Below are 24,942 nucleotides of genomic sequence, written 5' to 3' on the forward strand. Positions count from 1 at the left end.
CGAGGACGTCGAACCATCCCCGACTCGCGGGCGCACGCCCTACTGCTATGGTCATAGTTGGAAAACTCCTAGATTTATTGCAGGTAAAGAAGGCTTCCCCAAACCAGACACCAATCTCAAAAATGAGAGAATTGGCGGAGGTTTATGAGAGAATTTACTTTTCTTCACTATATGACATTCATTATAAGAATAGGTTTTAAAAATTTCTAGTCCTGCAATTAATCTGTATAAATAAAAGGGCTATAACATGCATAAACAAGAGGGCTACACTTTGCTCTCAGGCTGCCTAAGGACTTTGTAAGCCGTTATTTCAGATATTTGTAATACTAGAATCTGGCTGTTTCACACGCTTTTTATGTTCATTATCGAATTGACTCTCAAGACTAATCCAATTCCTCTTTCTGTCCAGCGCAAGTCTGAGGAAGATGCTCAGGAGACTTATCAAAAGATTGTAGATGCCATAAAGTCGGGCGGAAACCAGCTTCTGGAGTTGGCTTGCGATCGCCAGCCTGAGAAAAAACTGGCTATCTTCACGGACAGCCTCGCGGCTGTGCAGATGTACGAGAAGTCTAGTGCAACTTCTTCAGGCAGGACTCCGGGCTTCTTTTCAATGGCTGAAGCATAACGCTATGACGTTGAACGTTACTACTGCCATTCAAGCCAGGGATCTCTATTTCGGTTGGACAGAAGACAAACTGATTCTCGACGCTTGTACTTTAGACGTCCCAAAAGGGGAATTTTGGATGCTGCTGGGTACGAATGGCAGTGGTAAGTCAACGTTACTGAGACTACTGGCTGGGCTACTTACATCTATAGCGGGTGAGATTGAGGTTCAGCGACCCATTGGGTTTGTATTTCAAAATCCAGATCATCAATTAGTCATGCCAACGGTTGGCGCGGACATAGCATTTGGTTTGGTGCAGGAAGCACTGCCGACGCCAATTGTTCGGCAACGAGTTGAAGAAGCGCTCTCCGCCGTGAATTTAGAGGCTTTTCAACGACGTCCAATTTATGCGCTTAGCGGCGGGCAAAAGCAACGAGTTGCGATCGCAGGCGCGATCGCTCGTCACTGTGAAGTTCTTTTATTAGATGAACCCACTGCCCTTCTTGATCCAGACAGTCAACTCGATTTGGTTGTTCAAGTCAGAACCTTAGTTAAAGAGCGAGGGATTAGTGCGCTTTGGGTGACGCACCGTTTAGAGGAATTAGAGTACTGCGACGGAGCCTTTCTTCTAGAACAAGGCCGAGTCGTCGATCAAGGAGAGCCAGAGCGGTTGAAGCAAAGACTGATGCAAAGCGAAGCCTCTACTCTCGATCTGAGTTGACTATTTTGAGTAAATTGAGAGCAATGTCGATTCATAACTTCAGCTAATCAATAGAGTTTCGATTTCTGAGATGTGTCTTTAGCGGTATCTGCTGCTACAGATGCAAATTTTTGTGTACAGATAACGAGTGAAGATGCCATATTAGGGAAGAACTCGATTTGCAAACCCTATTCCTGGATCTTGAGCGATGCCACGCGCTACACCAGAAGCAATTTTGTTAGTAGACGGCTATAACATGGTCGGAGCTTGGCATGAGTTGAAACAAGTGCGCGATCGCCAGGGGTTAGAGGAAGCCAGGCGTCGGCTGGTGGAAGCGCTCATGGGCTATAGCTCCTATAAAGGGTTTGAGACGCAGATCGTGTTTGATGCCCAGTACCGCGATTCACCCAATATTCGAGAAGTCATTACAGAACATGTATCGGTGTACTACACCGACTTTGGACAAACCGCAGACTCGTTTATCGAACGAACTTGCGCTGATTTTCGCCAAGATCTCCGAAAATTTAAGCAGCGGCTGATCGTGGCGACTTCTGATCAAGCGCAGAAAATAACGGTCATTGGATTTGGAGCCGATTGGATGTCGGCTGAACGGCTAGCAACTGATGTAGAGTTTGTTGCTTGCCGTGTTCAACGCCACCTAAAGCCTGCTAAAAAGCCAACAGGGCGCTTCTTAATGCATTCATTAGACCCAATCGCTCAGCAGCGACTGGCTCAACTTCGCTCTAGCGATCACAAGAAGTAAATCTCCAAGTTCACGAAACGCCTCACAGAGCTTTAGGTTCCGCAACATTCAGCTACCTGGACTCCGTTCGCCTGTAAAATTTGGGATCTAGCTATCGACAAAGCATTAAGATACCCAACGGTTATGAAGCGTAGAGCATTCGTGAGTACTGCTGCGATCGCGACGGGAAGTACCCTGACCGCTTGCACGATTCGGAAGCGGGGAATGGCGGTTGCGGGGGCAGCCCTGCCGACAGTAGCTTGGCGAATGGCAACAAGTTGGCCTAAGTCTCTAGACACCATTTTTGGGGGTGCAGCCACCGTTTGTAAGCGTGTGGCAGAAATGACCGATGGGCGTTTTACGATTCAGCCCTTTGCCGCTGGTGAAATTGTTCCAGGGCTACAAGTTTTAGATGCGGTGCAGAATGGCACAGTCGAGTGCGGACATACAGCGAGTTACTACTATATCGGCAAAAATCCTGCCCTAGCGTTTGGATGCGCCGTTCCGTTTGGGCTGAATGCCCAGCAGCAAAACGCATGGTTATATCACGGAAATGGGCTTGAGACGATGCACAAGCTGTATTCGGACTTTAGCGTGATTAACTTTCCTGCTGGGAATACAGGCGTTCAGATGGGCGGTTGGTTTAAGCAATCTGTGAAATCCTTGTCAGACCTAAAGGGTTTGAAGATGCGAATTCCAGGCTTGGGCGGGGAGGTGATGTCTCGCTTGGGTGTCAATGTGCAAGTTTTGCCGGGAGGAGAGATTTATTTAGCGTTGGATCGAGGGGCGATCGACGCTGCCGAATGGGTTGGCCCATACGACGATGAAAAGCTCGGTCTTTACAAAGCTGCAAAATTCTATTACTACCCTGGTTGGTGGGAACCGGGTCCGACTCTCGAAGTTCAGGTGAATCTTGGGGATTGGAAGAAGTTGCCGAAGGAGTATCAGGAAGTCTTCAAAGCAGCAGCGTATGAGGCAAACATGAATATGTTGTCACAATATGATTCTTTGAATCGAGAAGCGATCGCACGCTTAACTGCCGCCGGAACCCAACTGACGCCTTACAGCAAAGAGATCATGCAGGCTGCACAGAAAGCTTCTTTTGATTTGTATGAAGAAAATTCTAGTAAAAATGCCACGTTCAAGCAAGTGTACGACCAGTGGAAACAGTTCCGTAGTCAGCTTTATCAGTGGAACAGAATTAATGAACTTAGTTTTTCAGACTTTGCGCTAACTGAAAGTTAATTTTACCCATCTGCAGTTTGCCAATTAAGTCTTGGAGATCGAAGGCAGAAATCCGACAATTCCAGGAAATGTGATGATCAGTACCAACACCAGCAGTTGCAGCAAGATAAATGGAATTACTCCACGATAGATATCGGTCGTTTTGACTTCTGGAGGAGCAACACCGCGTAAATAAAACAAAGCAAACCCAAAGGGAGGCGTCAGAAAGGAGGATTGAAGATTTGCTCCCAGCACTACTCCATACCAGACCATATCTAATCCTAACTGTCGCGCCACGGGTGCAAAAAGCGGCACAACAATAAAGCAAATCTCAAAGAAATCGATAAAGAAACCCAGCAGAAAGATCGCCAACATACTGACGAGTAGAAATCCAATCTTTCCACCAGGCAGATTAGTGAGGACATCGAATACAAAGCGATCGCCCTCAACGCCGCGAAATACTAAGCTAAACGCCGTCGAACCAAACAGGATAAATACAACCATGCTGGTGGTTCGTAAGGTCAAGTCACAAACGTCTCGCAGCGATCGCAGGGATAGTTTTCGGTTCAGCGCCGCCAGCACAATTGCGCCCAAGCATCCCACTGCGCCCGCCTCAGTGGGAGTAGCGTAACCAAAGAAAATACTGCCCAACACCAGCAGAATGAGAACGAGGGGAGGCGCGATCGCGAGAAATACCTGCTTGCCAAATTCCTTGCCGACGCCAAGCTGCGATCGCACCTCTTCCGGCAGGGCAGGAGCAACATCGGGACGAATCCAAGCGGTAATTAACACGTGAAGCGCAAAGGCTCCCGCCATCATGAGACCCGGAATCACCGACCCGATAAACAAATCGCCGACTGAGACGCCTAACTGATCGCCCAGCACGACCAATACTACGCTGGGAGGAATAATTTGTCCTAACGTTCCGGATGCCGCGATCGCACCGGTTGCCAATTGCTTGTCATAGCCATAGCGCAGCATGATCGGCAGCGAAATTAATCCCATCGTCACAACTGTTGCGGCGACCACACCTGTTGTTGCCGCTAGCAATGCGCCCACTAAAATAACCGCTAAAGCCAACCCACCCCGCACTTTGCCAAATAAAATTCCAACGGTTTCCAATAAGCGTTCTGCGATCCCTGACTTTTCTAGCATCGACCCCATAAAGATGAAGTAGGGAATCGCTAGTAGGGTATAGTTCGACATGGTGCCGAAAATGCGCTGGGGCATCGCGGTAAGAAAGATTGGATCAAACACGCCAAGCAACACGCCGATGATGGCAAATAAAATGGCAGTGCCACCCAGCGCAAACGCAACTGGGTATCCGATAGACAAGAGAATTAACGCTCCTAGAAACATCAGAGGCCCAAGCCACTCTGCATCAAACACGATTTCGTACTGATTCCAAAAATCCATGCCTACCTCCTACCCTTCTATGTCGTGGTGATCGGCTCTGCTAAGCTCTGACGAATCGCGCTGGGGTGGCAGTTGACCTGTGTAAATTGCCCAGTTTTTGATAATTTCAGAAATTCCCTGAACAATGAGCAGCACAAAGCTCACAATAATCATGGTTTTGATGGGGTAGCGAACCAGACCGCCTGGATCGGGCGAGACTTCACGGGTAATCCACGACTGCGCGATCGCATTCCACGAGAAGTAAATCACCAGCAAGCTAAACGGAATCAGAAAAAAAATCGTTCCGAACAAATCCGCCAATGCCTTCCATTTGCGATTCCAACGGCTGTAGAAGATATCAACTCGCACGTGTTCATCGTGCTTGAGGGCATAGGCTGCCCCCAACAGAAACACAAGGTCGAAAATGTACCACTGGCTTTCGATCCAAGCATTGGACGTGAGGTTTTGCCCAATCGCTTTGCCAATGTACCGCCCAATTACGTTCCAAACCCCAACGCCAACCATCAATAGAACAAGCCATAGCGCAAGCTGCCCAATTTTTTCGTTTATTTGATCGATCGCGCTGGAGAGGCGAAGTAGTTTCTGCAATTTCGATCTCCTATAGACGGTAAGACGCCATAAATTGACTGTGCAAGGGAGGCGACTCAACAGAATTTCAGCTTTCATTTGACCATATCGCTGGATCACAGTGGCAATTGCTACGGAAGGTTGCGAATAATTCTTGGTTTGCCCGATCGCTGATCGAAGAGTTTCAAAAACACTTGCCAAAGTCCTAGGTTTGTCGCTATTATGATATTCGCAAAGAGCGACGTTCCTCAGTAGCTCAGTGGTAGAGCGGTCGACTGTTAATCGATTGGTCGCAGGTTCGAATCCTGCCTGGGGAGTTTTAACAAGAGGGATAAAAGATGAGGGATGAAACTTCTAAGCTAGAGTTTCAGCCTTCGGAGTTCAGCAAATGTTGGAACTTAGACCCAGACGTAACGTTTCTCAATCACGGATCGTTTGGGGCGTGTCCGACTCCAGTTTTAGAATTTCAGCAAGCGTTGCGACAGCGATTAGAGCGGCAACCACTTAAATTTTTCTCAAGAGATTTTGAAGCATTATTGGATCAAGCCCGTCAGACGCTGGCTGACTTTGTGGGTGCAGATTCAGAAGACTTAGTGTTTGTGCCTAATGCGACGACAGGCGTAAATGCAGTGCTAAGGTCGCTGCACTTTACGCCCGATGACGAACTCCTCACCACCAGCCAGGAATACAACGCTTGCCGTAATGCTTTGAATTTTGTAGCCGAACGAACGGGAGCAAAGATTGTTGTTGCAGACGTACCTTACCCGATCGCATCACCAGATCAAGTGATTGAACCTGTGCTGCAAGCCGTTTCATCGAAGACACGATTGGCACTCTTAGATCACATCACGAGTCAGACGGGGTTAGTTTTGCCGATCGCGCACCTCTCTCAAGAACTCGCTAAACGAGGCGTCGAGACGTTGGTTGATGGTGCTCATGCGCCTGGAATGGTTCCGGTTAACCTGAAAGAAATTGGCGCGACATACTATAGCGCGACCTGTCACAAATGGATCTGTTCGCCTAAAGGTGCGGCGTTCTTATATGTTCAACGCGATCGCCAATCCGCAATTCGTCCGCTCACGATCAGTCACGGGGCAAACTCTCCAAGACGCGATCGCTCCCGCTTTCAGCTAGAGTTTGACTGGATGGGAACTGATGACCCAACCGCCTATCTCAGCGTTGCAAAAGCAATCGAGTGGATGGGATCGCTTCTCCCCGGAGGATGGGCAGAACTGAGGGCGAGTAATCGAGCCAAAGCGATCGCGGCAAGAGCGCTACTGTGCGATCTGCTCAACGTCGAACCGCCATGCCCGGAGTCAATGCTGGGTGCACTAGCGACGATTCCGTTACCTGATGGCTCCTACGCTGGGCTTCAAGATGCCTTGTGGGAATCGTTTAACATTGAGGTTCCAATCGTGCCCTATCCAAGCGAACCCAAGCGACTGGTCAGAATTTCGGCACAACTGTACAACACACCCAACCAGTATCAGTACTTAGGGCGATCGCTCCTAAAACTTCTCGCTGATTAGAGCACAGTTGCCTCTAGCCTTAATCTTCATCCCTAGAATTACAGATCTTTTCTCACAAACTTTTTTCTTAGATTCCGCAATCCTCACTAAGGGTGAACTACTGAGTTGGGCATCTTAGGGAAGGCAAACAACGTTAAGTCATCCCTCGTAGGTCGTAGAAAGTGTTTCTCACCCTGCGGAACACGAATGGGCTTTACGAAGGGTTGCCTAGCACTCCTACCCTAGAACGAATTCCCATGCTTTCTGGCTTTTACAAAACCCAATTCCCAGTTTGGCAATACCTCAATCAGCCTTTGTTTCACCAAGCGTATCCATTGATCTTAAATCCGAAACGATTTTGGCATCACTACCGCGTCGAGCTTTTAGAACGGTGTCTTGTCACCCGGTGGAAATCTCAAAAATCTTGTGAGTGATTGGTAGAATCGACGCTCATAGAAGTAGACGCCTCGGTTTTGCTGAGAACGATGATAGAGATCGCGCGTTCAACAATTCTGGTTTGAGGAAGGCTCGCCTAACTGCGATCGCTTAGGCATAGAGATGGATTTGTGATTCTTGAGGATGTAGGGTCTGCGTTTGTCATCATCGTGGCAATCGATATTACTCAGCCGACATTCTTCGTACCGTTTATGCGGTTGCAACTGGAGGAGAGCACCTAAACGAACTGAGCAGATTCTAGTCCCTTACCCTTTCTGCGTAATCAAGCGGCATAACCTGAGCATTAGGCTGCTCGGTATCAAAAGTAGGTAGAGTCTAGTGAGAAAGCTACAAAATCTTGCAGAAACCCTAGCTTATTGGTTAGAACGTCGTTCTTGGCTTCTATTTTGTGTTTTGAGTATTAGCTGGTTTCAGTCTGCGACATTAGCTCTTGGAGTCATTGCTCATCAAGTAGTTTCAGAGAATTCAGACCAACTGCGAGGAGTCCTGATCCCCTTTTCTTTATTTCTTAACCACCTCAATCGTCTTGGTGTCATCACATCCTTGTCAACACTTGGGGGTTACTTAATTCCATTATTTCTAGTTCAGTCTATTCCTGCTCTAGTTTATAGTTCCTGTAAATCACTCCGGAGTAAGCGCATCACAGCACTTTTGATATGGCTTCTACCTGCAATAATTAGTCTTCCAACATTAGTTGGCCCACTGTAGTATTTAATGTCACTCCTATTTGCGCCTTTTATCTGGCTTGATTTAGTTTCAGGCAAGATTGATATAGAGGACATTGCAGAGGGCTGGGTTTTCTCTATAGCTGCGATTGGTTGGTTCCATTGGTTTTGGCTGAGTATCACCATCAAAAACTGGTTCTTCTCGTCCAACGAGCAAAAACCTTAGGCTTAGACACTCAGCTTCAATCTAAATCCGTTTGGTTTGAGATCTCACTAAGGTAAGCTCAGGGAGACACCCTAAAATAGGTACACTGAAGGACTCCTTCTAGCCGCAAACCTCAACGGTAGGGGCTAAAGGATTTGATAAGTTCATTGTACTGATTGTTTTTTCTGAGCCATCTTCACGGTTATGACCAAGCAGCGAGTTCTCTCAGGTATTCAGACCACTGGTAATCTGCATTTAGGCAACTATCTAGGTGCAATTCGCAACTGGGTTGAGGGACAAAGCCAATACGAGAATTATTTCTTTCTAGCGGATCTACACGCGATTACTGTACCCCATGATCCATCTACGCTAGCGGCTGACACTTACAGAATGGCGGCAGTGTATTTAGCCTGTGGTTTGGATCTCCAACACACGACAATTTTTGTTCAGTCTCACGTTCCTGCCCATACAGAACTCGCTTGGTTACTCAGTTGTATCACTCCGTTGAACTGGTTGGAAGACATGATCCAGTTCAAAGAGAAAGCGATCAAACAAGGTCAGGACGTAGGAACAGGGTTGCTGACTTACCCAGTTTTAATGGCGTCAGACATTTTGCTGTATGAACCCGATAAAGTTCCGGTGGGAGAAGACCAAAAACAGCACTTAGAGATCACACGAGATATTGTCGATCGCTTTAACCACAAATTCGCGACGCCAAAAGCACCCGTTCTTAAGCGCCCGGAGCCACTAATTCGGGCAGAAGGTGCGCGGGTGATGAGCCTTAGTGATGGCACAAAGAAGATGTCGAAGTCTGATCCATCAGAGTTGAGCCGCATCAATCTGCTCGATCCACCCGAAGCAATTCAAAACAAAATTAAGCGCTGCAAAACTGATCCGATTCGAGGTCTAACCTTTGGCGATCCAGAGCGCCCTGAGTGTAACAATTTGCTGACGCTCTATATGTTGCTTTCGGGCAAAAGCAAAGACGAAGTGGCAACAGAGTGTCAGGATATGGGCTGGGGACAGTTTAAACCATTGCTAGCAGAAACAACGATCGCAGCGCTCAAACCCATCCAAGAGAAGTACGACGCCATCATGGACGATCAGGGATACTTAGAGTCAGTGTTGCGATCGGGACGTGAGAAAGCTTCTGCGATCGCAAACCAAACACTGAACAAAGCCAAGAAAGCAATGGGATACACCTTGCCCAGTTAGAAACGCTATTAGTGTTCTAAATCAGAGTTGTTCCAAATTAATTTCTTGTAAAGGTTTCGAGCGGTTGCTTCAAATTTTGAGTAGACGACCGATACCCTAGAGCAAATGCAATCCATTCCTAATCGCTCATGACAAACTTCCGATTTGCCAAATCTTATGGTCAAGCCCCGCTTTCTGCATTTCGGACAGCGGCTGAAGCAGGAGAGTTTCTGATTACGGCAGAGGTCGCTCCGCCAAAGGGGGCTGACCCATCCCACATGTTGGCGATGGCGCACATGCTGAAAGGAAGGGTTCATGGCGTCAACATCACAGATGGTAGTCGAGCGGTAATGCGGATGTCATCGCTGGTTTCGGCAGCACTGTTATTGCAGCAAGGAATAGAACCGATCTATCAGGTGGCGTGTCGCGATCGCAACTGCATCGCCCTGCAAGCGGATTTAATGGGAGCGCAAGCGCTAGGCATTCGGAACGTGTTAGCGCTGACGGGCGATCCCGTGAAAGCAGGAGATCATCCAGCGGCGCGGGGCGTGTTTGAACTTGAATCGGTGCGCTTGTTGAAGATGATCGATAAACTCAACTGCGGCTTAGATTGGAACGATCAGCCTTTAACGGATGGTGCGACTGAACTATTCTCTGGAGCCGCTGTTGATCCCCAGTGTGGCAGTTGGTCAGGCTTGCAGAAGCGCTTTGAGCGGAAATTAGAAGCAGGTGCACAGTTTTTTCAAAGCCAATTAATCACTGATTTTGATCGATTGGACCAATTTATGACGGGGATCGCCAAAGGTACAGGCAAACCTGTTCTTGCTGGAATATTTTTATTGAAGTCGGCCAAGAATGCTCGATTCATCAATCGGGCTGTGCCAGGAGTAAACATTCCAGAGCATATTATTGAGCGATTGGAGAAGGCGTCTGATCCGTTGTTGGAAGGAGTTGCGATCGCGGCAGAACAAGTCTTACTCGCAAAAGACCTATGCCACGGGGTTCACATGATGGCAGTTAAGCGAGAAGACTTAATTCCACAAGTTCTAGATTTGGCTGGTATTGCGCCCTTGAGCAAGCCCTCTGTAGAAGTAGAAGCAATGCGTCATAATGGCGTCAGTGTTTAAGTCGGCCAAGTTATAAGACAGTCAATATGATTCAGTCTACTGTCGCTACTCAGGCGAAGCAACTCTTTGTTGATTCGATCCCGTTTGCCTTGGGTCACATTCTCGTCGTGTCAGATGGTGAAAGCCTGTGCGCGGTAGACTTCTCCGACTATGAAGCACGGATGATGCGACTGCTTAGACAGCGGTTTGGGCAGGTAGATCTGATTCCAACATCAAATCTGCAAAGCATTTGTGATGCTCTCCGCTCTTACCTATCGGGCAACTTTTCCAGTTTAGATAATATTCCTCTTAGCTTAGGCGGAACACCGTTTCAGCAGCAGGTTTGGTTGGCGCTAAGAACCATTCCTGTCGGACAGGTTTGGACATATGGACAGTTAGCGCACGCGATCGGGCGACCTACAGCTTATCGAGCCGTAGGCATGACCAATTCTCTCAACCCGATCAGCATTGTGCTGCCTTGCCACCGCGTCATTGGAGCGAATAGAAAACTAACTGGATATGCAGGAGGCTTGGAGCGTAAACGCTGGTTGCTCCAGCATGAAGGCGTAGAGGGCTATTGATACGGGTTGATCTGGATAGCTATAGAGAGATGCTGACACAGTTGAGATTCTAGAGCTACGATCAGAGAAATTCTGCTGGAATAAATTGCGTCGATTATGACCGATAGCCCCGAATTACCCCAAAACCCCTATGTTGTAGGCAACCCTGTTCCGCCCCTCAAATTCATTGGACGCACCAGCGAGATTGAAACCGCGTTCGATCAAATCTTTAGTCGGAGTAATTTAGCCGTTTGGGGCGGCCCAGGAATCGGAAAATCATCGTTTCTAGAACTGTTGGCATCGCCTCCAGCTTGGAAAGTGCGGGGTCACGATCCATCGAATGCGATCATTGTCATTCTCAGTTGTCTCAGCATCGAACCGTTTACAGCTACCCATTTCTGGCGGGAAGTCTTCGTTCTGCTGAAAGAGCAACTGAGCGATGAACCAGATATTGAGGCAGAAGTGACTAAATTGATCGACAAAGGCGATACCAATAAAGATTGCCTCAGACATATTTTGCGAGAGCTAGGCAAAAAAGGAAAGTTTTTGCTGCTGCTCGTGGATGATTATGATGTCGCCCTTCGTCCCCATGAGAACTACAGGGATCAAGAGATCATGGTGTTTTTGAGCGATTGTCGCAACCTTGCCTCTCATTCGCGAGAGCGGCAATTTCTCTCGATGGTCGTTACGTCGCTGCGGCGGTTAAACGAACTCGGTCCAAAACTCAAGCCCGACGGCTCTCCTTGGTATAACCACTATCTTTTTCAACCGCTCAAATCGTTTAGTGAAACCGAAGTCGCGGGTTTGCTGGGCGGAATGCCCATGACCCCTGCCTTGCGAGAGGGCATTCGCGAAGTCGCTGACGGCAATCCATTACTGTTACAGAATGCCGGATTTCTGTTGTATCGGGAACTTCGTGCCGGACATGTGCCTCAAGCGGACAACTTTGCGAAAGATTTTCAGCAAATGACGGAACACTATTTTGAGGACGTTTGGAATCTGTCTACCGAGATTGAACAAACGTTATTAATGCTACTGGCATTAGTCAACCTCAAAGGTCGAATTCCAGGCAAACGTTACGATTTGGGCGATGTAGATATCATTTTCAGTCAGAAAGAGCGAGAATTAAGGGATCTAGAGGAACGTGGAGTAGTCTTCCATCAGGTGCATGACGGTCAGAAGGTCTATCAATTTGCCTCGTCGCTAATGGAGTGGTGGGTGATCAAAGAGATTGAAAACAGTGATGAAGCATCTCTGCAAGCCCGCCAAAAAGGATTTCTCAACTTGATGAGTCATCGCCAAGCGGAGAGTGTTACAGCGGCGATTCGCTGGTTGTGGCAGCATAAGGAAGCAATGCCCTCGATCCTGGCATGGTTAGGGAAGCTATCGGCAGCATTGCCCAAAGGCTTCATGCAAGGGTAGGTTGACCGGGTAGGTAACGTTTTATCTTTGGTATATGAGCGATTCGTTCGGTCGAAAAAATCCTTATATTATTGGTCGTCCCATCGTAGAGCCGGAGATGTTTTTCGGACGGGAGACTCTGTTTGAATTTATTCAGGATAATTTGCTGCAAGGGGCGCAGGTGATTTTGCTCCACGGGCAACGCCGGATTGGAAAATCATCTGTGTTAGCGCAGATTCCGCACTTTGTGAAGCTGAAAGATTTTGAGTTTGTGCCGCTTTCGCTCGAAGGAGATAGCCGCAAACCACTTGGCATGGTACTACATGAACTGGCGCGGGATTCCCTCGATTATTTTGATCGCTTCAAAGATCAAGTCGAGGTTCCTTCGATCGAAGAGTTGACCGAACAGCCTCAGCTGTTTGTCGATCGCTTCTTACCAGATCTGCGGCGGGTGCTGGGCGTGAAGAACATTGTGCTGCTGCTTGATGAGTTTGATGCCGTAGGAGACTACAGACCTGACATGACCGATGCGGCGGGTCATTTGTTTCCATTTTTGCAGTCAGAAGTCTATCAGCACCGGGATCTATACATCATTCCAGTTGTGGGACGGCAGCTTACGGACTTACGATCGCTGCTCAGTCTGTTTCGAGAAGCGCCTTACCAGGAAGTGGGACTGCTCGATCGACGCAGCGCCGAGAAATTAATTACGAAACCGGCTGAGAAAATTTTAGAGTACTTTCCGGGTGCGATCGACGCCATCTTAGAACTTTCTGCAGGACATCCTTATTTCACGCAGATGCTTTGCTTCTCGCTATTTATTAATGCACGAGAAGAAGGGCGCTGGAAGGTAATTCGCGATGATGTCAAGAAGATTGTTGACCGGGCAATCGAGTTTGGAGAAGGGGGACTAGCTTGGTTTTGGGACGGCATTCCGCTTCCAGAACGAGTGGTGTTTTCAGCCGCTGCCGAAGTTCCAGAACTGAAGTTAGCCGCGAATTTGGGTGATTTGTCGCTGGAATTTACAGAGATAGAGCCGCTGGAATTGTTAGGCGACTGCGGTGTGATTGTGACTGATGACATCCGCCGCAGCATTCTCAATCTTGTGAATTGGAAATTTCTGCAAGCGTCTACCCATCGTCCACGGGTTCGCTCAGCAACGATCCCACCCAGCATTTCGACTTACCGAGTCACAATCGAACTAGTGCGTCGATGGTTGGTCGGCAGGCATCCGATTCGTAAAGAGATTAAAGAACTCAGTATGTTGAGTCCTGAAGCTGACGCTTTGTACCAACGGGCGAAGCGCGATCGCGCTGATCACGGCGCGACACCTAGAACCGCAACGCTGCTTGATCGAGCATTAAAACTCAATCCCAATCATTTTGAAGCGCTGTTGGAACTGGCTTCAACACTTGCTGACTTGGAGCAGTTTGCGCGAGCGATCGTCTCTTACGAACGAGCGTATTTAATCGATCCGGTTCGGGTTAGGGACGTCTACATTAGAACGTTTTTGAATTATGCAGCGCAGTTGAGAGATTTAGGGCAGTTTGATGACGCGATCGCACGGTTAAGAGATGCCCTAGCTCTTGAACCTGTTAGAGAAGGACAAGAACTGCTAGAACAAGTTCGTCGGGCAAAACAGTTAGATGAAAAGCTCAAAGTAAACTCTCTAACAAATGGCAATGGACATGTCGCGACAAAAAGCACGACTGAATTGAAGGTGCAAGATCTAGATTTTGCGATGCTAGAGAACAATTTTGCGCGCTTGGTTAATCAAGTTCAAGCCGAAGCGCCAAATGACATGAAAGGCAAAGCGTTAGAGCGGTTAGATGATCTACAGAAGGAAATTTTTAATGAGAAAGAAGTAGATATCCCAACGCTAGTCTATGTTCATCGGTGGTTTTCTAAGAATTTGCCATCTACGATCGCGCAGACCGTCACCGATTTTGTCGATAAAGTCATTGCCAAAACATTTGGCAAAGATTCTGCCGAGTCAGAAAATCACTCGAATCGTTAGAAGGACGCGCACAGCGGCTCATCAACCCGCAGCACTGACTCTTGTTTAAAGGCATTTTTATAGGCTTTCCGAATTTGCTCGACGGCTCCGTTGCGATCGTTGCCAGACGGATAGAGCAATATCAAGAGCTTCGATCGTTCTTTGGTAACGGTTCCAGTCGAGGTTTGGAATTGACCTGTGCCTGTTAACAAGGTCAGACCTTCTGGGAAAAGAGGAGTGATTTTACGGTCTATAAACTGTTGAAACTCGGGTTCGGTGATCACTGAGCCATCTGGTTTAGATAAGCCAAAAAATAGCTCGGTTCTGGCAAAACTCTTCCCGTTCAATTGGTTGTTACACACTTGAAGATCGGTTAGTGCTTCATAGGATCTTCGGGCATAGATATCGAACGCTAATGCAAACGTCAGGAACAGCCCAGTCAACAAAGAAGCTCCTATCAGAGCGCGACGGAGTTGAAATTTCATCATTTCCTTGGTAGGCAGTTGTCATAAGCAATACACGTCGGTTTCAGAGGCGTTATGCAGCAGGTTGAGGAAGGCTAACCTTCAAGACATCAAATCAGCTGAGTTTGCAAGTTTGAATCAGTCCTTTGGAAAATCGCTTTATAATTGGAGACTGCGATTAGCGAACATCAACGTCATGTCAGAAGAACTCCGTGCCACTCGAATCGAAAAAGCTGAGCAATTAAAGCAATTGGGCCTAAATCCCTATGCTTATGGGTGGAAATCGACCCATCATGCAGCGGAGTTGCAGGCAAAATTTGCGGAGTTGCCGAGTGGGGAAGAAGTAGAAATCGAGGTTGCGATCGCGGGTCGCATCATGGCACGGCGAGTCTTCGGAAAGCTGGCGTTCTTTACCTTGCAAGACGAAACCGGAGCGATTCAGCTTTATCTGGAGAAGAAACGCATTCAAGAAAACATGGGTTCTCAGGATGCAGAAGCCTTTGAGCATCTGAAGCAGTTGACCGATGCGGGCGATATTTTAGGCGCAAAAGGAACAATTAAGCGCACCGAGAAAGGTGAACTATCGGTGTACGTGCAAGAATACACAATGCTGACGAAATCGTTATTACCATTACCCGACAAATGGCATGGATTAACGGACGTTGCAAAACGCTATCGTCAACGCTACGTTGATTTGATCGTAAATCCTGAAGTCCGCGATGCGTTTAGGAAACGAGCATTAGTCACAGCTGGAATGCGTCGCTATTTGGATCAGCGAGGCTTCATTGAGATCGAAACGCCTGTTTTGAACTCAGAAGCGGGGGGAGCAGATGCGCGTCCGTTTGTCACCTATCACAACACGCTGGAGATGGAGCTTTACTTAAGGATCGCAACTGAGTTGCACCTAAAGCGCCTGATTGTCGGCGGATTTGAGAAAGTGTTTGAACTCGGTCGCATCTTTCGTAACGAAGGCATTTCGACGCGCCATAACCCAGAATTCACCTCGATCGAGGTCTATCAAGCGTATGCTGACTACAGCGACATGATGGATCTAACTGAAGCCTTAATTACAACGGTGACTCAGGAGGTTTTAGGATCGTTAAAGATCACGTATCAAGATCAAGAGATTGATTTGACTCCACCTTGGCGGCGTGTCACGATGCATGACGTGGTGAAGGAGAAGTCAGGACTTGATTTCACGCAGTTCGCGACGGTAGAAGAGGCGAAAGCGGCGGCAAAGCAAGCGGGACTTCATGACATTGACAAATGTGAGTCGATTGGCAGAGTTCTAAATGAAGCATTTGAGCAAACGGTAGAAGAAACGCTGATTCAGCCAACGTTTATTCTCGACTATCCGGTTGAAATCTCTCCATTGGCAAAACCGCATCGCTCGAAGCATGGGCTGGTAGAGCGGTTTGAGTTGTTTATTGTGGGACGGGAGACGGCAAATAGTTTCTCAGAGTTGACCGATCCGCTTGATCAGCGCGATCGCTTAGACGCCCAAGCCAAGCGAAAAGCTGCTGGAGACCTCGAAGCGCAAGGCGTTGACGAAGATTTCTTAACCGCGTTGGAATATGGAATGCCGCCAACGGGAGGGCTAGGTATTGGTATCGATCGCTTGGTCATGTTGCTGACTAATTCTCCTAGCATTCGCGATGTCATTGCATTTCCATTGCTGAAGCCAGAAAAAGGAGAGCCTGAGGAGACCTAGTTTTAATGAGTTCAAGCACTATTCATCCGCTTCAGCGACTGCTTCGCTACGAGCGCGGCTATCGAAAACCGATCGTTCAAGCCAGCATCTACTCGATTCTAAATAAAGTCTTCGACCTTGCGCCGCCGTTTCTAATTGGAATGGCAGTCGATATTGTTGTGAAACGAGAACAGTCCTGGCTCGGCAATCTTGGCGTCACGGGCGTTACGAGTCAACTCATCGTTCTTTCGCTGCTCACCCTAATGATTTGGGGCTTAGAGTCGTTGTTTGAGTATGCCTTTGAGCTACGCTGGCGCAATCTTGCTCAAACAATTCAGCATGATTTGCGAATGAAGGCGTATTCTCATTTGCAGGAGCTAGAACTCGGCTTTTTTGAGGAGCGCAGTACTGGCACATTGCTCTCGATTCTAAACGACGATATTAATCAACTCGAACGCTTCCTCGATAGCGGCGCAAATAACATTCTGCAGTTTTTGACGACAGTGATTACGATCGGAGGAACGCTGATCATTGTTGCGCCTGAAGTGTCATGGTGGGCGATGCTGCCGATTCCGTTTATCATCTGGGGTACGTTGACATATCAAAAACGGCTTACCCCGCGATATGCTGATGTGCGAGAAAAAGCGGGGCTTATCAGCAGTCGATTAGCCAATAACTTGTCTGGAATTGCAACGATTAAGAGTTTTACCGCTGAAGCGTATGAGCGCGATCGCGTCAGTGCCGAAAGTGAAGCCTATCGCGGCAGCAATCGCAAAACCATTGCCCTAAGTGCTGGATTTGTGCCTCTCATTCGATTTGTAATTTTGATTGGATTTACCGCGACGCTGTTTTTAGGAGGGCTAAAAGCCGCTAACGGTCAGCTTTCAGTCGGAATATACAGCTTTATGGTGTTTACCATTCAGCGATTGTTGTGGCCTTTCACGACCTTAGGTCAAACCTTGGATCAATATCAGCGAGCGATGGCCTCCATCAATCGCGTGATGAATCTGCTTGATACGCCTGTCTCGATTCCAACCGGCGATCGCAGCTTGCCTGTCCATCAGGTTCGAGGCGACGTGCTATTCGATCACATCACCTTTGCGTACAACAGTCGGGCGAATGCTCTAGAGAATTTAACGTTACACATTCCCGCCGGAAAAACGATCGGAGTAGTGGGTTCAACAGGTTCTGGCAAGAGTACGCTGGTCAAGCTGCTGCTGCGGTTTTACGAGATTCAGCAGGGGCAGATTCTGTTGGATGATATTGACATCCGATCGCTAACATTACACGACTTGAGACGCTGCATTGGTTGGGTCAGTCAAGATGTGTTTCTGTTTCACGGAACGGTGGCAGAAAACATTGCGTACGGCAGTTTCGATGCAACCCGTGCAGAGGTGATTGGAGCGGCAAAATTAGCCGAAGCCCATGACTTTATTGCGCAGCTTCCACACGGCTATGACACGATCGTTGGCGAACGCGGCCAGAAACTATCGGGCGGACAACGACAGAGGTTAGCGATCGCACGCGCTATTCTTAAAGATCCGCCGATTCTGATTTTAGATGAAGCCACCTCTGCGGTGGATAACGAAACTGAGGCAGCGATTCAGCGATCGCTAGAACACATTACGCAAAATCGCACAACGATTGCGATCGCGCATCGCCTATCAACCATTCGTCACGCTCACCGGATCTATGTTGTCGAACATGGACAGATTGTAGAACAAGGAATTCACGAGCAGCTATTAGAACAACGCGGAGTGTATGCCAAACTGTGGCAGGTTCAGTCTGGAGCCAAAGAGCGAGAGTTGCGATGAACGCCGTCCGCAGTTCTTTGTTTTCAAGCGACAATAGCAATAGCCATCATTCTTGTCTCTGTCATGATTGCTAATCGCGACGATTTAAGATTGTCACCCCAGGATTATCTAGACTGGGAAGCCCAGCAGCCACTCAAATACGAATACATTAACGGCGAAGCCTACGCCATGACAGGTGGAAGCCTTCCTCATACCTCTATTGCACTTAACCTAGCTTCTGCACTTAAGTCTCATATTCGAGGACGAGGTTGTAAGGTCTTCATGTCAGATGCCAAAGTGGGCATTACTGACCAAGGACCATTCTTCTATCCAGATGTGGTTGTGAGTTGTGATGAGCGAGATCGCACGGCCATCAAGATGATACGCTACCCCTGTTTGATTATCGAGGTCTTATCTCCATCTACTGAAGGATTTGATCGAGGCGAAAAGTTTCGGCGCTATCGTCAGTTAGAGAGTCTGCAAGAGTACGTGGTCGTCGAGTGCGATCGCAGGGGTATGGACTGCTACCGTCGCAACGATCGAGGCACTTGGGAACTGAATTCCTACACTCCAGATGATCTCCTGAAAACGCCCCCAGATGACTTAGAAGTTCATCTCACTAGTGTTGATTTTCTGTGCCCGCTTTCGCTAGTCTACGAAGACGTTGAGATGGATTTAGCCGCGTCTGATACGCTCAATGGTGGCTAATAAAAATGTAGACGCCTCGAAAGCGAGAATCTCTCATGCGATCGTTCCTGCTTCAAGTGTGGTAGATGTGCTTCACAAACTGTTCGCTCCTGTTTGAAGTAGGACTCGTTCTATTTGAAATGCAATCGCTCCTGCTTGAATTGCGATCGTTTCGGTTTCGAGTAGAAACTGTTCTGTTTCACATCGAAATAGTTCTGTTTTAGGTGCGATCGCTTTGCTTCACAAAGTGTCCGTTCTTATTTGCAAGAAAAATGTTTCTGTTTTGAATGGTCTTCGGACTTCATAATCCTTTTGCCAAATTCGACTACTCCACTTTTCTCAGCAACCGTTGAACCAGAGCTGTTGCAACACTCAGCGTTTTATAGCCAACCTCATCAAACAGAACAACGACCTTATCTTCTTCATGCCGCATTACCGTTCCTTCACCCCAAGCATTGTGTTCAACTCGGCTATCAATCTCATACGGCTGCAATTTATCTTCGTTGTCTGCCGTGATGCCTGCTTTGCAGTTATCGCAATATCCGCACGGTTCATCAAGCTGTTCGCCAAAGTAATTGAGTAAGTATTTTCGACGGCAATCGCGAACTTCTGCATAACCGCGCATCATCTCTAGGCGCGATCGCTCCACATGCGCAGCTCGTTCTTGAGCGTGCAGCACCTCTGTCGCCGCTTTTGAAAATTCGGGAGGATCTTCAACGACGGTTACTTCTCCCGTTGAAAGCAGATCAACAACACCAACATCCTGTAATTGATTGAGCGTTGTTTTGAGCTTCGTTTTGGATAAATCCGTTAGCTCTTTCAAGTGTTTTGGTTTGATCGGCTCTGGTTGACTTTCAACAAGTTCGGCAACGTGAACCACTTGTTCTGCATCGACTTTAGCGCTACCTGAAAAGAATTTCCGAAGATTCAAATCTTTATGCGTGTAGAACAACAGTGCATAAGCCGGCTCTCCGTCGCGTCCTGCCCGTCCGATTTCCTGATAGTACGAGTCGATCGAATCGCTGATGTTGTAATGCAAAACAAAGCGAACGTTGGGTTTATCGACGCCCATACCAAACGCAGTCGTCGCCACAATCACATCGACCTCATCATTCATGAAAGCAAATTGCGCCTGCTCGCGCTCTTTTGACTTCATTCCAGCGTGATAGGCAACGGCTTTGCAGGCTTTTTCAGACGCGCTAGTTTCTGCTTGATTGAGCAGAGTTGCAAGTTGCTCTGTTGCTTTGCGCGTTCCCGCGTATACAATGCCAGGTTTCTGTAGCTGTTGAATCTGCCTTACGAAAGCATCCTGTTTTTCAGCTTCCTCATCACATCGGTCAACACTCAGCCAGAGGTTAGGACGGTCAAATCCTCGCACAATGACGCGGGGATTGTGCATTCCTAAGCGCTGTACAATTTCCTCTCGTACAGGCGGAGAAGCGGTCGCGGTAAGCGCTAGTACGGTGGGGTGCCCCAATGCCTCAATTATGGTATCTAAGCGAAGATAAGCAGGTCGAAAATCGTGTCCCCACTCGCTAATACAGTGCGCTTCGTCAATGACAAACAAAGACGGTTTCGTTTGCAACTGATCGAGCGTATCAGGATTATCAAACTGCTCTGGAGCGAGAAACAAAAACTCCAGCTGTCCCTCATTCCATTGTGCGAAAGCGGCTTCTCGGTCTGCCAGTGAGATTGTTGAGTTAATCACAGCAGCCGCACCGATGCTTTCTTCTTCTTCTGCAATGGCATCCAACTGATCTTGCTGCAAGGCGAGCAACGGCGAAATCACAATTGTTGAACCCGGAATTTGAGCGGCTGTCAGTTGGTAGATTGCCGATTTTCCAGACCCGGTTGGCATTACCGCTAACGTATCGTGCCCTTCGAGAATTGATGCGATCGCGGCTTCTTGTCCCGGACGCAAATCGTCGTATCCTAAGCGATCGTGAGCGATTTTTTGAATTGAAACGCGCTTTTGTTTTTTCGCCATTGTTGATGAGAGAGAGCAAGTCCGCTATTAGACACGAAAGATCCCCTCTTCCCTTTACGAAGAGGAGATCACATTGAATCGTTGTTGAATCGTTTTGAGCGAATTGGGAATCTTTAGAAGTGGCGGGCTAATCGCGCAATCCACCCAGCAAGGCTAGACCGCCAAGAGCTGCGATCGCCAGCGCTCCAAATGCAGCAACCGGACTCTTATCAATCTTGTCTAGAAAACTAGGAATTTCAAAACCCTTAAAGTCACCTTCTACGCGATCGTAGCCCGGAATTGGGTCATACAAATTGTTTGGATCTTCTGCTTTAGGGTCGGTAGTCTTTTGCCCTGCAAATCCGATGGCTAATAGCATTGCATCCGTTAATGCAGGAGACACTTTATGTACAACATCGATAATTCGACCAATATCACCCACAATATAATCGCGGACCTGATGCTCAGATGCATACAGAATCGCTTCGGACACCAAACTCGGATTGTAGTAAGGCGGTACACCCGTAGGCTTGACACCTAATTTTGTCTTGCCTTTATTGTAGAACGGCGTATTGATTACCGCAGGCAAAATATTCGCCACGTTAATCTGATAGCCTTCGTGCTTCAACTCTAACCGCATCGCGTCTAGAAACCCTTCTACACCATGCTTAGAAGAGGAATAAGGGCTTTGGAACGGCAGCGATCGCCGCGCTTCAACCGAGGTGATGTGAATGAGTGAACCGCGACCTTCCCGCTTGAGGTGAGGCAAAGCTGCCATTGCGCCATAGACTTGCCCCATCAGGTTTACATCGATCACCCGCTTGAATTCCTCAGGCGTAATTGAATCAAACGTGGCAAACATTCCCGTCGCTGCAGTGTGGACCCAAGTATCCAATCGACCAAAGCGCTCGACAGTTTTATCGGCAACTGCTTTGACTTGTTCAAAATCGGCAACATCCGCCGGAACTGCAATCGCTTCTCCGCCTGCTCTAGAAATTTCTTCGACGAGGGTTGCTAGTCCTTCTTTGCTCCGAGCGGAGACGACTACTTTTGCACCCTTCTGAGCGAACTTTAAGGCGGCATCTCGTCCAATGCCACTCGACGCGCCAACAACGGCGACAACTTGTTGATCAATTGGCTTCAAATTCATTATCTTCTTGTTTCTTCAGTGACGTAATTTCTGTTTGCTTAACTTTTGCGTAGCTATAGACTTAGCATTGGACTCAGTATTCATTCATCTTCGGCAAGGTTTCGTCTCTCAGCATAATCTTCTGAAGAGGTTGGTTCTAGTTCCCAGCGACGCTCATCGCGTTGTTCTAAAATGTCGTTGGTATGCAGAAAGTTAGCGTCATCCATTTCTAGACCGACTGCTTTTCCCAAATTATCGACGATATCCATATCAGGGGTTGAAACCGTTCCACCAACCGACTCATCGCCCACAGCATTAGCTTGTTCGTAGTTGGCATCAATATCACCACCCGTCAGCTCTGGGGTGGCTTCGTTCATTTCTTCGGCGCGATTTCGCATCGTCCGGCCCCCTATGTTGTAGCCCGGAAGCTCGTGGACGCCAGTTCCGTAAGACTCTGTGATTTCTTGAGGTAGTTCTTCGCCGTTCTCATCGAATGTACCGTCGATCTCTGCTGCGTTAGCATCTGCCTCATCTTCTACGTCACCGCCCAAGTTGTGAAGAGAGGATTCTAAATCAGTGTCATCCGTGGGATTTCTGGAGCCAGAACTATCCCGGCTATAGCCTGCGTTAGTCATAATTAGTACCTCTCTATCCAAGACGGTTGAATTTCGTTTTTTCTTAGTTACCTGAACGGTAGCGATTTTAAGAAAGTATCAAATCTTCACATAGGCAGATCAGGGCGCTCTGCGGCGGGAATCCGTCGTAAGAGCGAGGACGGCTTATCACTCTAGAGTGAGGGGTGCGATCGCAAGAAATTCTACGCTGAACAGTGCTGCATAAGAAACCATGCTCTGCGTCACAGCATTCAACGCGGTGCAGTTTGCTAAGAGTAAGCATTCATAAAAGATTTTAGAAACCAAATTAAAGACTAAGGAGAAATGGTGATGACGACCCAGACAGAGACAAAACGAGTTGCAATTCTGATTGAGCAAGGCGTTGAAGATGCAGAATTTCAGATTCCCTACAATGCGCTGAAGAAAGCTGGAGCTAATGTAGTCGTCCTTGGCTCTCGGACTAATGAAGAGTACAAAGGTAAGCAGAATAAGGTGGCGGTCAAGGCTGATGCCACAACGACTGAAGCGATCGCAGCCGATTTCGACGCGGTGATCATTCCGGGTGGACAAGCACCGGACAAGATGCGGACGAACATGAACACCGTCAACTTTGTCAAAGAGGCGTTAGACGCGGGCGTTTTAGTAGCGTCCGTGTGCCACGGCCCTCAAGTTCTAATCGAAGGTGACATGCTAGAGAATGTTCGAGCAACGGGGTTCCGAGCCATTCGTAAAGATATGCAGAATGCTGGAGCCGTCTTTGTTGACGAGCCATTAGTCATCGATGACAACTTAATTACCTCTCGCCGTCCGGGAGATTTGCCAATTTTTACAACAGCAATTCTTCAATACTTAAACCTCAGTGTTCCGGACACTAGCTTGCCGAACGTAGCTGATGCTGATGCAGGCTGGTGGAAGCTGGGCGAAGAGTGGGGCGGATCGAGCAAGAGCGAAATTGTCCAAGCGATTAACACCGCGATCGCGGGAGAGCGCTACAGTCTCGAAGCCTTTCAACATTATGTCGATAACGCATCGGACGAAGCGATGCGCGAACTCTTTCACGAAATTTGTGCTCATAAACAGCAGCATATTCAATTGCTAGAATCGCGTCTAAACGTATTAGGAGAGAAGCCGTCTCTAACCGCCGCAATTAGCAATTTCTATGCTGATGTCAAAGCATTCTTCCAAAATAACCGCAGCAATATTGATGTTTTGCGTCGGGCACTGGGCGATATGCAAACAGGCGTTGTCGATGTTTATGGCTTGCGTAACAAGCTTACCGATCCGGCGACCGTTGACATTTTCGATCAGATGGAAATTGTGCTCGCTAGAGATGAAGCTCGCGTTGCTGAGATGTACAAAGATCGCCTAGGTGATCGCGCCCCCCAATCTCCGCAGCCGTCGAGCAGTCCTTCGGTTACAGCGGGATAGGACTAGCAACCAATTAAAAGCGGATGAAACGGATGATTCATTTTAGGGAAGTCACCCGTTCCTCATCCAATGTTGCTTTACGCATTTAGGTAATTTTTAGAGGAATTCAACATGGAAACTGAGTCTAATAAAATCACGAGTTCTACCGATGCTCAGCAGGCAGGCGTGTCGGACACCGAAAAGTGGGCCTCGATTATCGGAGGCGGTGCGATGGTGTTAGCTGGACTGCAACAGCGATCGCTGCGGGGAATTTTAACCGCGATCGCAGGTGGCGGTCTTGCTTATCACGGCGCAACGACTGACAAAAGCTTAACGGATAAGGTAGGTGATGCAGTAGGAGTACACAAAGCGATCAAAGTCGAAAAGACAGTCACCATCAACAGATCAGCCGAAGAGTTGTACAACTACTGGCACGACTTTGAAAGGTTGCCGACGTTTATGAAGCACCTCCAATCTGTGACGGTACAAGATGCTCGTCGCTCTCATTGGGTCGCAACCGCACCGCTAGGACAAACAGTGGAGTGGGACGCTGACATCATCAATGATCTGCCCAACCATCTAATCGCGTGGGCATCGCTTGAGGGAGCAGATGTTGATAATTCTGGGTTCGTCCGCTTTCAACCTGCACCCGGAAATCGGGGTACTGAAGTTAAGGTCGTTTTGGAATACAATGTTCCTGGCGGGACGCTAGCCGCTGCCGCCGCTAAGCTATTTGGTGAAGAACCAGAACAGCAAATTGGCGACGAACTGAATCGCTTCAAACAACTGATGGAAGCAGGCGAGATTGCTACAACTGACGGACAACCCAGAGGTTAAGAATCATTTCAACC

Annotated in this window: 23 protein-coding genes and 1 tRNA gene; 18 read left to right on the top strand and 6 right to left on the bottom strand. The window is 48.1% G+C overall.

The annotated features are described in order from the left end of the window. Nucleotides 1-355: 355 nt before the first annotated feature. The 4 genes from AC5JLB_RS10740 (at nt 356) to AC5JLB_RS10755 (ending at nt 3,291) form a co-directional block, all read left to right on the top strand. Nucleotides 356-625: a UPF0367 protein family gene (locus tag AC5JLB_RS10740; protein ID WP_495873826.1), complete on the top strand. Its 270-nt coding sequence runs from the start codon at nt 356-358 to the stop codon at nt 623-625. A 4-nt stretch (nt 626-629) separates the two neighbouring features. After that, nucleotides 630-1,325 (top strand): energy-coupling factor ABC transporter ATP-binding protein, encoded by a 696-nt coding sequence (locus AC5JLB_RS10745; protein ID WP_495873827.1) that lies wholly within the window; start codon nt 630-632, stop codon nt 1,323-1,325. Between the two features lie 187 nt (nt 1,326-1,512). Beyond that, the gene (locus AC5JLB_RS10750) at nt 1,513-2,067 is read left to right on the top strand and encodes an NYN domain-containing protein (protein ID WP_495873828.1); all 555 of its coding nucleotides are present in this window, start codon (nt 1,513-1,515) and stop codon (nt 2,065-2,067) included. A gap of 123 nt (nt 2,068-2,190) precedes the next feature. Then, complete coding sequence (locus AC5JLB_RS10755; RefSeq protein WP_495873829.1) at nt 2,191-3,291, top strand: TRAP transporter substrate-binding protein; 1,101 nt, start codon at nt 2,191-2,193, stop codon at nt 3,289-3,291. A 24-nt stretch (nt 3,292-3,315) separates the two neighbouring features. On the opposite strand, the gene AC5JLB_RS10760 is transcribed toward AC5JLB_RS10755, so the two are convergent. Then, nucleotides 3,316-4,686, bottom strand: a complete 1,371-nt coding sequence (locus AC5JLB_RS10760) for a TRAP transporter large permease (RefSeq protein WP_495873830.1) — start codon at nt 4,684-4,686, stop codon at nt 3,316-3,318. 9 nt (nt 4,687-4,695) lie between these two features. Further along, complete coding sequence (locus AC5JLB_RS10765; RefSeq protein ID WP_495873831.1) at nt 4,696-5,274, bottom strand: TRAP transporter small permease subunit; 579 nt, start codon at nt 5,272-5,274, stop codon at nt 4,696-4,698. A gap of 224 nt (nt 5,275-5,498) precedes the next feature. On the opposite strand from AC5JLB_RS10765, the gene AC5JLB_RS10770 reads away from it, so the two are divergent. From AC5JLB_RS10770 to AC5JLB_RS10810, 9 genes are all read left to right on the top strand, one after another. After that, nucleotides 5,499-5,570: transfer RNA gene (locus AC5JLB_RS10770), tRNA-Asn, on the top strand. Between the two features lie 21 nt (nt 5,571-5,591). Continuing rightward, the gene (locus tag AC5JLB_RS10775; RefSeq protein WP_495873832.1) at nt 5,592-6,782 is read left to right on the top strand and encodes an aminotransferase class V-fold PLP-dependent enzyme; all 1,191 of its coding nucleotides are present in this window, start codon (nt 5,592-5,594) and stop codon (nt 6,780-6,782) included. Between the two features lie 161 nt (nt 6,783-6,943). Next, entirely contained in the window at nt 6,944-7,195 is a 252-nt protein-coding gene (locus AC5JLB_RS10780) for a hypothetical protein (protein ID WP_495873833.1), read from the top strand. Nucleotides 7,196-7,931: 736 nt separating this feature from the next. Next, nucleotides 7,932-8,108, top strand: coding sequence for a hypothetical protein (locus AC5JLB_RS10785; protein ID WP_495873834.1), 177 nt, complete (start codon nt 7,932-7,934; stop codon nt 8,106-8,108). Nucleotides 8,109-8,291: 183 nt separating this feature from the next. Continuing rightward, on the top strand, nt 8,292-9,302 hold the full coding sequence (gene trpS, locus AC5JLB_RS10790) for a tryptophan--tRNA ligase (RefSeq protein ID WP_495873835.1): 1,011 nt from the start codon (nt 8,292-8,294) through the stop codon (nt 9,300-9,302). A 128-nt stretch (nt 9,303-9,430) separates the two neighbouring features. Further along, entirely contained in the window at nt 9,431-10,408 is a 978-nt protein-coding gene (locus AC5JLB_RS10795; RefSeq protein ID WP_495873836.1) for a methylenetetrahydrofolate reductase, read from the top strand. Nucleotides 10,409-10,434: 26 nt separating this feature from the next. Next, nucleotides 10,435-10,968 (top strand): methylated-DNA--[protein]-cysteine S-methyltransferase, encoded by a 534-nt coding sequence (locus AC5JLB_RS10800; RefSeq protein WP_495873837.1) that lies wholly within the window; start codon nt 10,435-10,437, stop codon nt 10,966-10,968. Between the two features lie 96 nt (nt 10,969-11,064). Continuing rightward, on the top strand, nt 11,065-12,369 hold the full coding sequence (locus AC5JLB_RS10805; protein ID WP_495873838.1) for an ATP-binding protein: 1,305 nt from the start codon (nt 11,065-11,067) through the stop codon (nt 12,367-12,369). A gap of 34 nt (nt 12,370-12,403) precedes the next feature. Next, nucleotides 12,404-14,362, top strand: coding sequence for an ATP-binding protein (locus tag AC5JLB_RS10810; protein WP_495873839.1), 1,959 nt, complete (start codon nt 12,404-12,406; stop codon nt 14,360-14,362). On the opposite strand, the gene AC5JLB_RS10815 is transcribed toward AC5JLB_RS10810, so the two are convergent. Further along, complete coding sequence (locus tag AC5JLB_RS10815; protein ID WP_495873840.1) at nt 14,359-14,829, bottom strand: DUF3574 domain-containing protein; 471 nt, start codon at nt 14,827-14,829, stop codon at nt 14,359-14,361. The genes AC5JLB_RS10810 and AC5JLB_RS10815 overlap by 4 nt on opposite strands. Before the next feature lie 172 nt (nt 14,830-15,001). On the opposite strand from AC5JLB_RS10815, the gene lysS reads away from it, so the two are divergent. From lysS to AC5JLB_RS10830, 3 genes are all read left to right on the top strand, one after another. Continuing rightward, entirely contained in the window at nt 15,002-16,516 is a 1,515-nt protein-coding gene (gene lysS / locus AC5JLB_RS10820; RefSeq protein WP_495873841.1) for a lysine--tRNA ligase, read from the top strand. A 5-nt stretch (nt 16,517-16,521) separates the two neighbouring features. Further along, the gene (locus AC5JLB_RS10825) at nt 16,522-18,309 is read left to right on the top strand and encodes an ABC transporter ATP-binding protein (RefSeq protein ID WP_495873842.1); all 1,788 of its coding nucleotides are present in this window, start codon (nt 16,522-16,524) and stop codon (nt 18,307-18,309) included. A gap of 63 nt (nt 18,310-18,372) precedes the next feature. Further along, on the top strand, nt 18,373-18,996 hold the full coding sequence (locus AC5JLB_RS10830) for a Uma2 family endonuclease (protein ID WP_495873843.1): 624 nt from the start codon (nt 18,373-18,375) through the stop codon (nt 18,994-18,996). Nucleotides 18,997-19,300: 304 nt separating this feature from the next. On the opposite strand, the gene AC5JLB_RS10835 is transcribed toward AC5JLB_RS10830, so the two are convergent. The 3 genes from AC5JLB_RS10835 to AC5JLB_RS10845 form a co-directional block, all read right to left on the bottom strand. Further along, nucleotides 19,301-20,962, bottom strand: a complete 1,662-nt coding sequence (locus tag AC5JLB_RS10835; protein WP_495873844.1) for a RecQ family ATP-dependent DNA helicase — start codon at nt 20,960-20,962, stop codon at nt 19,301-19,303. Between the two features lie 127 nt (nt 20,963-21,089). Further along, complete coding sequence (locus tag AC5JLB_RS10840) at nt 21,090-22,091, bottom strand: SDR family oxidoreductase (protein ID WP_495873845.1); 1,002 nt, start codon at nt 22,089-22,091, stop codon at nt 21,090-21,092. A gap of 80 nt (nt 22,092-22,171) precedes the next feature. Beyond that, nucleotides 22,172-22,705: a DUF6335 family protein gene (locus AC5JLB_RS10845; protein ID WP_495873846.1), complete on the bottom strand. Its 534-nt coding sequence runs from the start codon at nt 22,703-22,705 to the stop codon at nt 22,172-22,174. Between the two features lie 309 nt (nt 22,706-23,014). Between AC5JLB_RS10845 and AC5JLB_RS10850 the strand changes: the two genes are divergently transcribed. Together AC5JLB_RS10850 and AC5JLB_RS10855 are read left to right on the top strand one after the other, a co-directional pair. Beyond that, complete coding sequence (locus tag AC5JLB_RS10850; RefSeq protein ID WP_495873847.1) at nt 23,015-24,112, top strand: DJ-1/PfpI/YhbO family deglycase/protease; 1,098 nt, start codon at nt 23,015-23,017, stop codon at nt 24,110-24,112. Between the two features lie 111 nt (nt 24,113-24,223). Beyond that, nucleotides 24,224-24,928: an SRPBCC family protein gene (locus tag AC5JLB_RS10855; protein ID WP_495873848.1), complete on the top strand. Its 705-nt coding sequence runs from the start codon at nt 24,224-24,226 to the stop codon at nt 24,926-24,928. Nucleotides 24,929-24,942: the final 14 nt, after the last annotated feature.

It is taken from the genome of Myxacorys chilensis (genome assembly GCF_059505265.1).

Bases quoted from the DNA above. Each gene is read 5' to 3' on its own strand.
- AC5JLB_RS10835 (WP_495873844.1), bottom strand. From the start codon at position 20,962: ATGGCGAAAAAACAAAAGCGCGTTTCAATTCAAAAAATCGCTCACGAT.
- AC5JLB_RS10845 (WP_495873846.1), bottom strand. From the start codon at position 22,705: ATGACTAACGCAGGCTATAGCCGGGATAGTTCTGGCTCCAGAAATCCC.
- trpS (WP_495873835.1), top strand. From the start codon at position 8,292: ATGACCAAGCAGCGAGTTCTCTCAGGTATTCAGACCACTGGTAATCTG.
- AC5JLB_RS10800 (WP_495873837.1), top strand. From the start codon at position 10,435: ATGATTCAGTCTACTGTCGCTACTCAGGCGAAGCAACTCTTTGTTGAT.
- AC5JLB_RS10830 (WP_495873843.1), top strand. From the start codon at position 18,373: ATGATTGCTAATCGCGACGATTTAAGATTGTCACCCCAGGATTATCTA.
- AC5JLB_RS10745 (WP_495873827.1), top strand. From the start codon at position 630: ATGACGTTGAACGTTACTACTGCCATTCAAGCCAGGGATCTCTATTTC.
- AC5JLB_RS10840 (WP_495873845.1), bottom strand. From the start codon at position 22,091: ATGAATTTGAAGCCAATTGATCAACAAGTTGTCGCCGTTGTTGGCGCG.
- lysS (WP_495873841.1), top strand. From the start codon at position 15,002: ATGTCAGAAGAACTCCGTGCCACTCGAATCGAAAAAGCTGAGCAATTA.
- AC5JLB_RS10855 (WP_495873848.1), top strand. From the start codon at position 24,224: ATGGAAACTGAGTCTAATAAAATCACGAGTTCTACCGATGCTCAGCAG.
- AC5JLB_RS10815 (WP_495873840.1), bottom strand. From the start codon at position 14,829: ATGATGAAATTTCAACTCCGTCGCGCTCTGATAGGAGCTTCTTTGTTG.
- AC5JLB_RS10775 (WP_495873832.1), top strand. From the start codon at position 5,592: ATGAGGGATGAAACTTCTAAGCTAGAGTTTCAGCCTTCGGAGTTCAGC.
- AC5JLB_RS10825 (WP_495873842.1), top strand. From the start codon at position 16,522: ATGAGTTCAAGCACTATTCATCCGCTTCAGCGACTGCTTCGCTACGAG.
- AC5JLB_RS10785 (WP_495873834.1), top strand. From the start codon at position 7,932: ATGTCACTCCTATTTGCGCCTTTTATCTGGCTTGATTTAGTTTCAGGC.
- AC5JLB_RS10740 (WP_495873826.1), top strand. From the start codon at position 356: ATGTTCATTATCGAATTGACTCTCAAGACTAATCCAATTCCTCTTTCT.
- AC5JLB_RS10750 (WP_495873828.1), top strand. From the start codon at position 1,513: ATGCCACGCGCTACACCAGAAGCAATTTTGTTAGTAGACGGCTATAAC.
- AC5JLB_RS10760 (WP_495873830.1), bottom strand. From the start codon at position 4,686: ATGGATTTTTGGAATCAGTACGAAATCGTGTTTGATGCAGAGTGGCTT.
- AC5JLB_RS10850 (WP_495873847.1), top strand. From the start codon at position 23,015: ATGACGACCCAGACAGAGACAAAACGAGTTGCAATTCTGATTGAGCAA.
- AC5JLB_RS10795 (WP_495873836.1), top strand. From the start codon at position 9,431: ATGACAAACTTCCGATTTGCCAAATCTTATGGTCAAGCCCCGCTTTCT.
- AC5JLB_RS10810 (WP_495873839.1), top strand. From the start codon at position 12,404: ATGAGCGATTCGTTCGGTCGAAAAAATCCTTATATTATTGGTCGTCCC.
- AC5JLB_RS10755 (WP_495873829.1), top strand. From the start codon at position 2,191: ATGAAGCGTAGAGCATTCGTGAGTACTGCTGCGATCGCGACGGGAAGT.
- AC5JLB_RS10805 (WP_495873838.1), top strand. From the start codon at position 11,065: ATGACCGATAGCCCCGAATTACCCCAAAACCCCTATGTTGTAGGCAAC.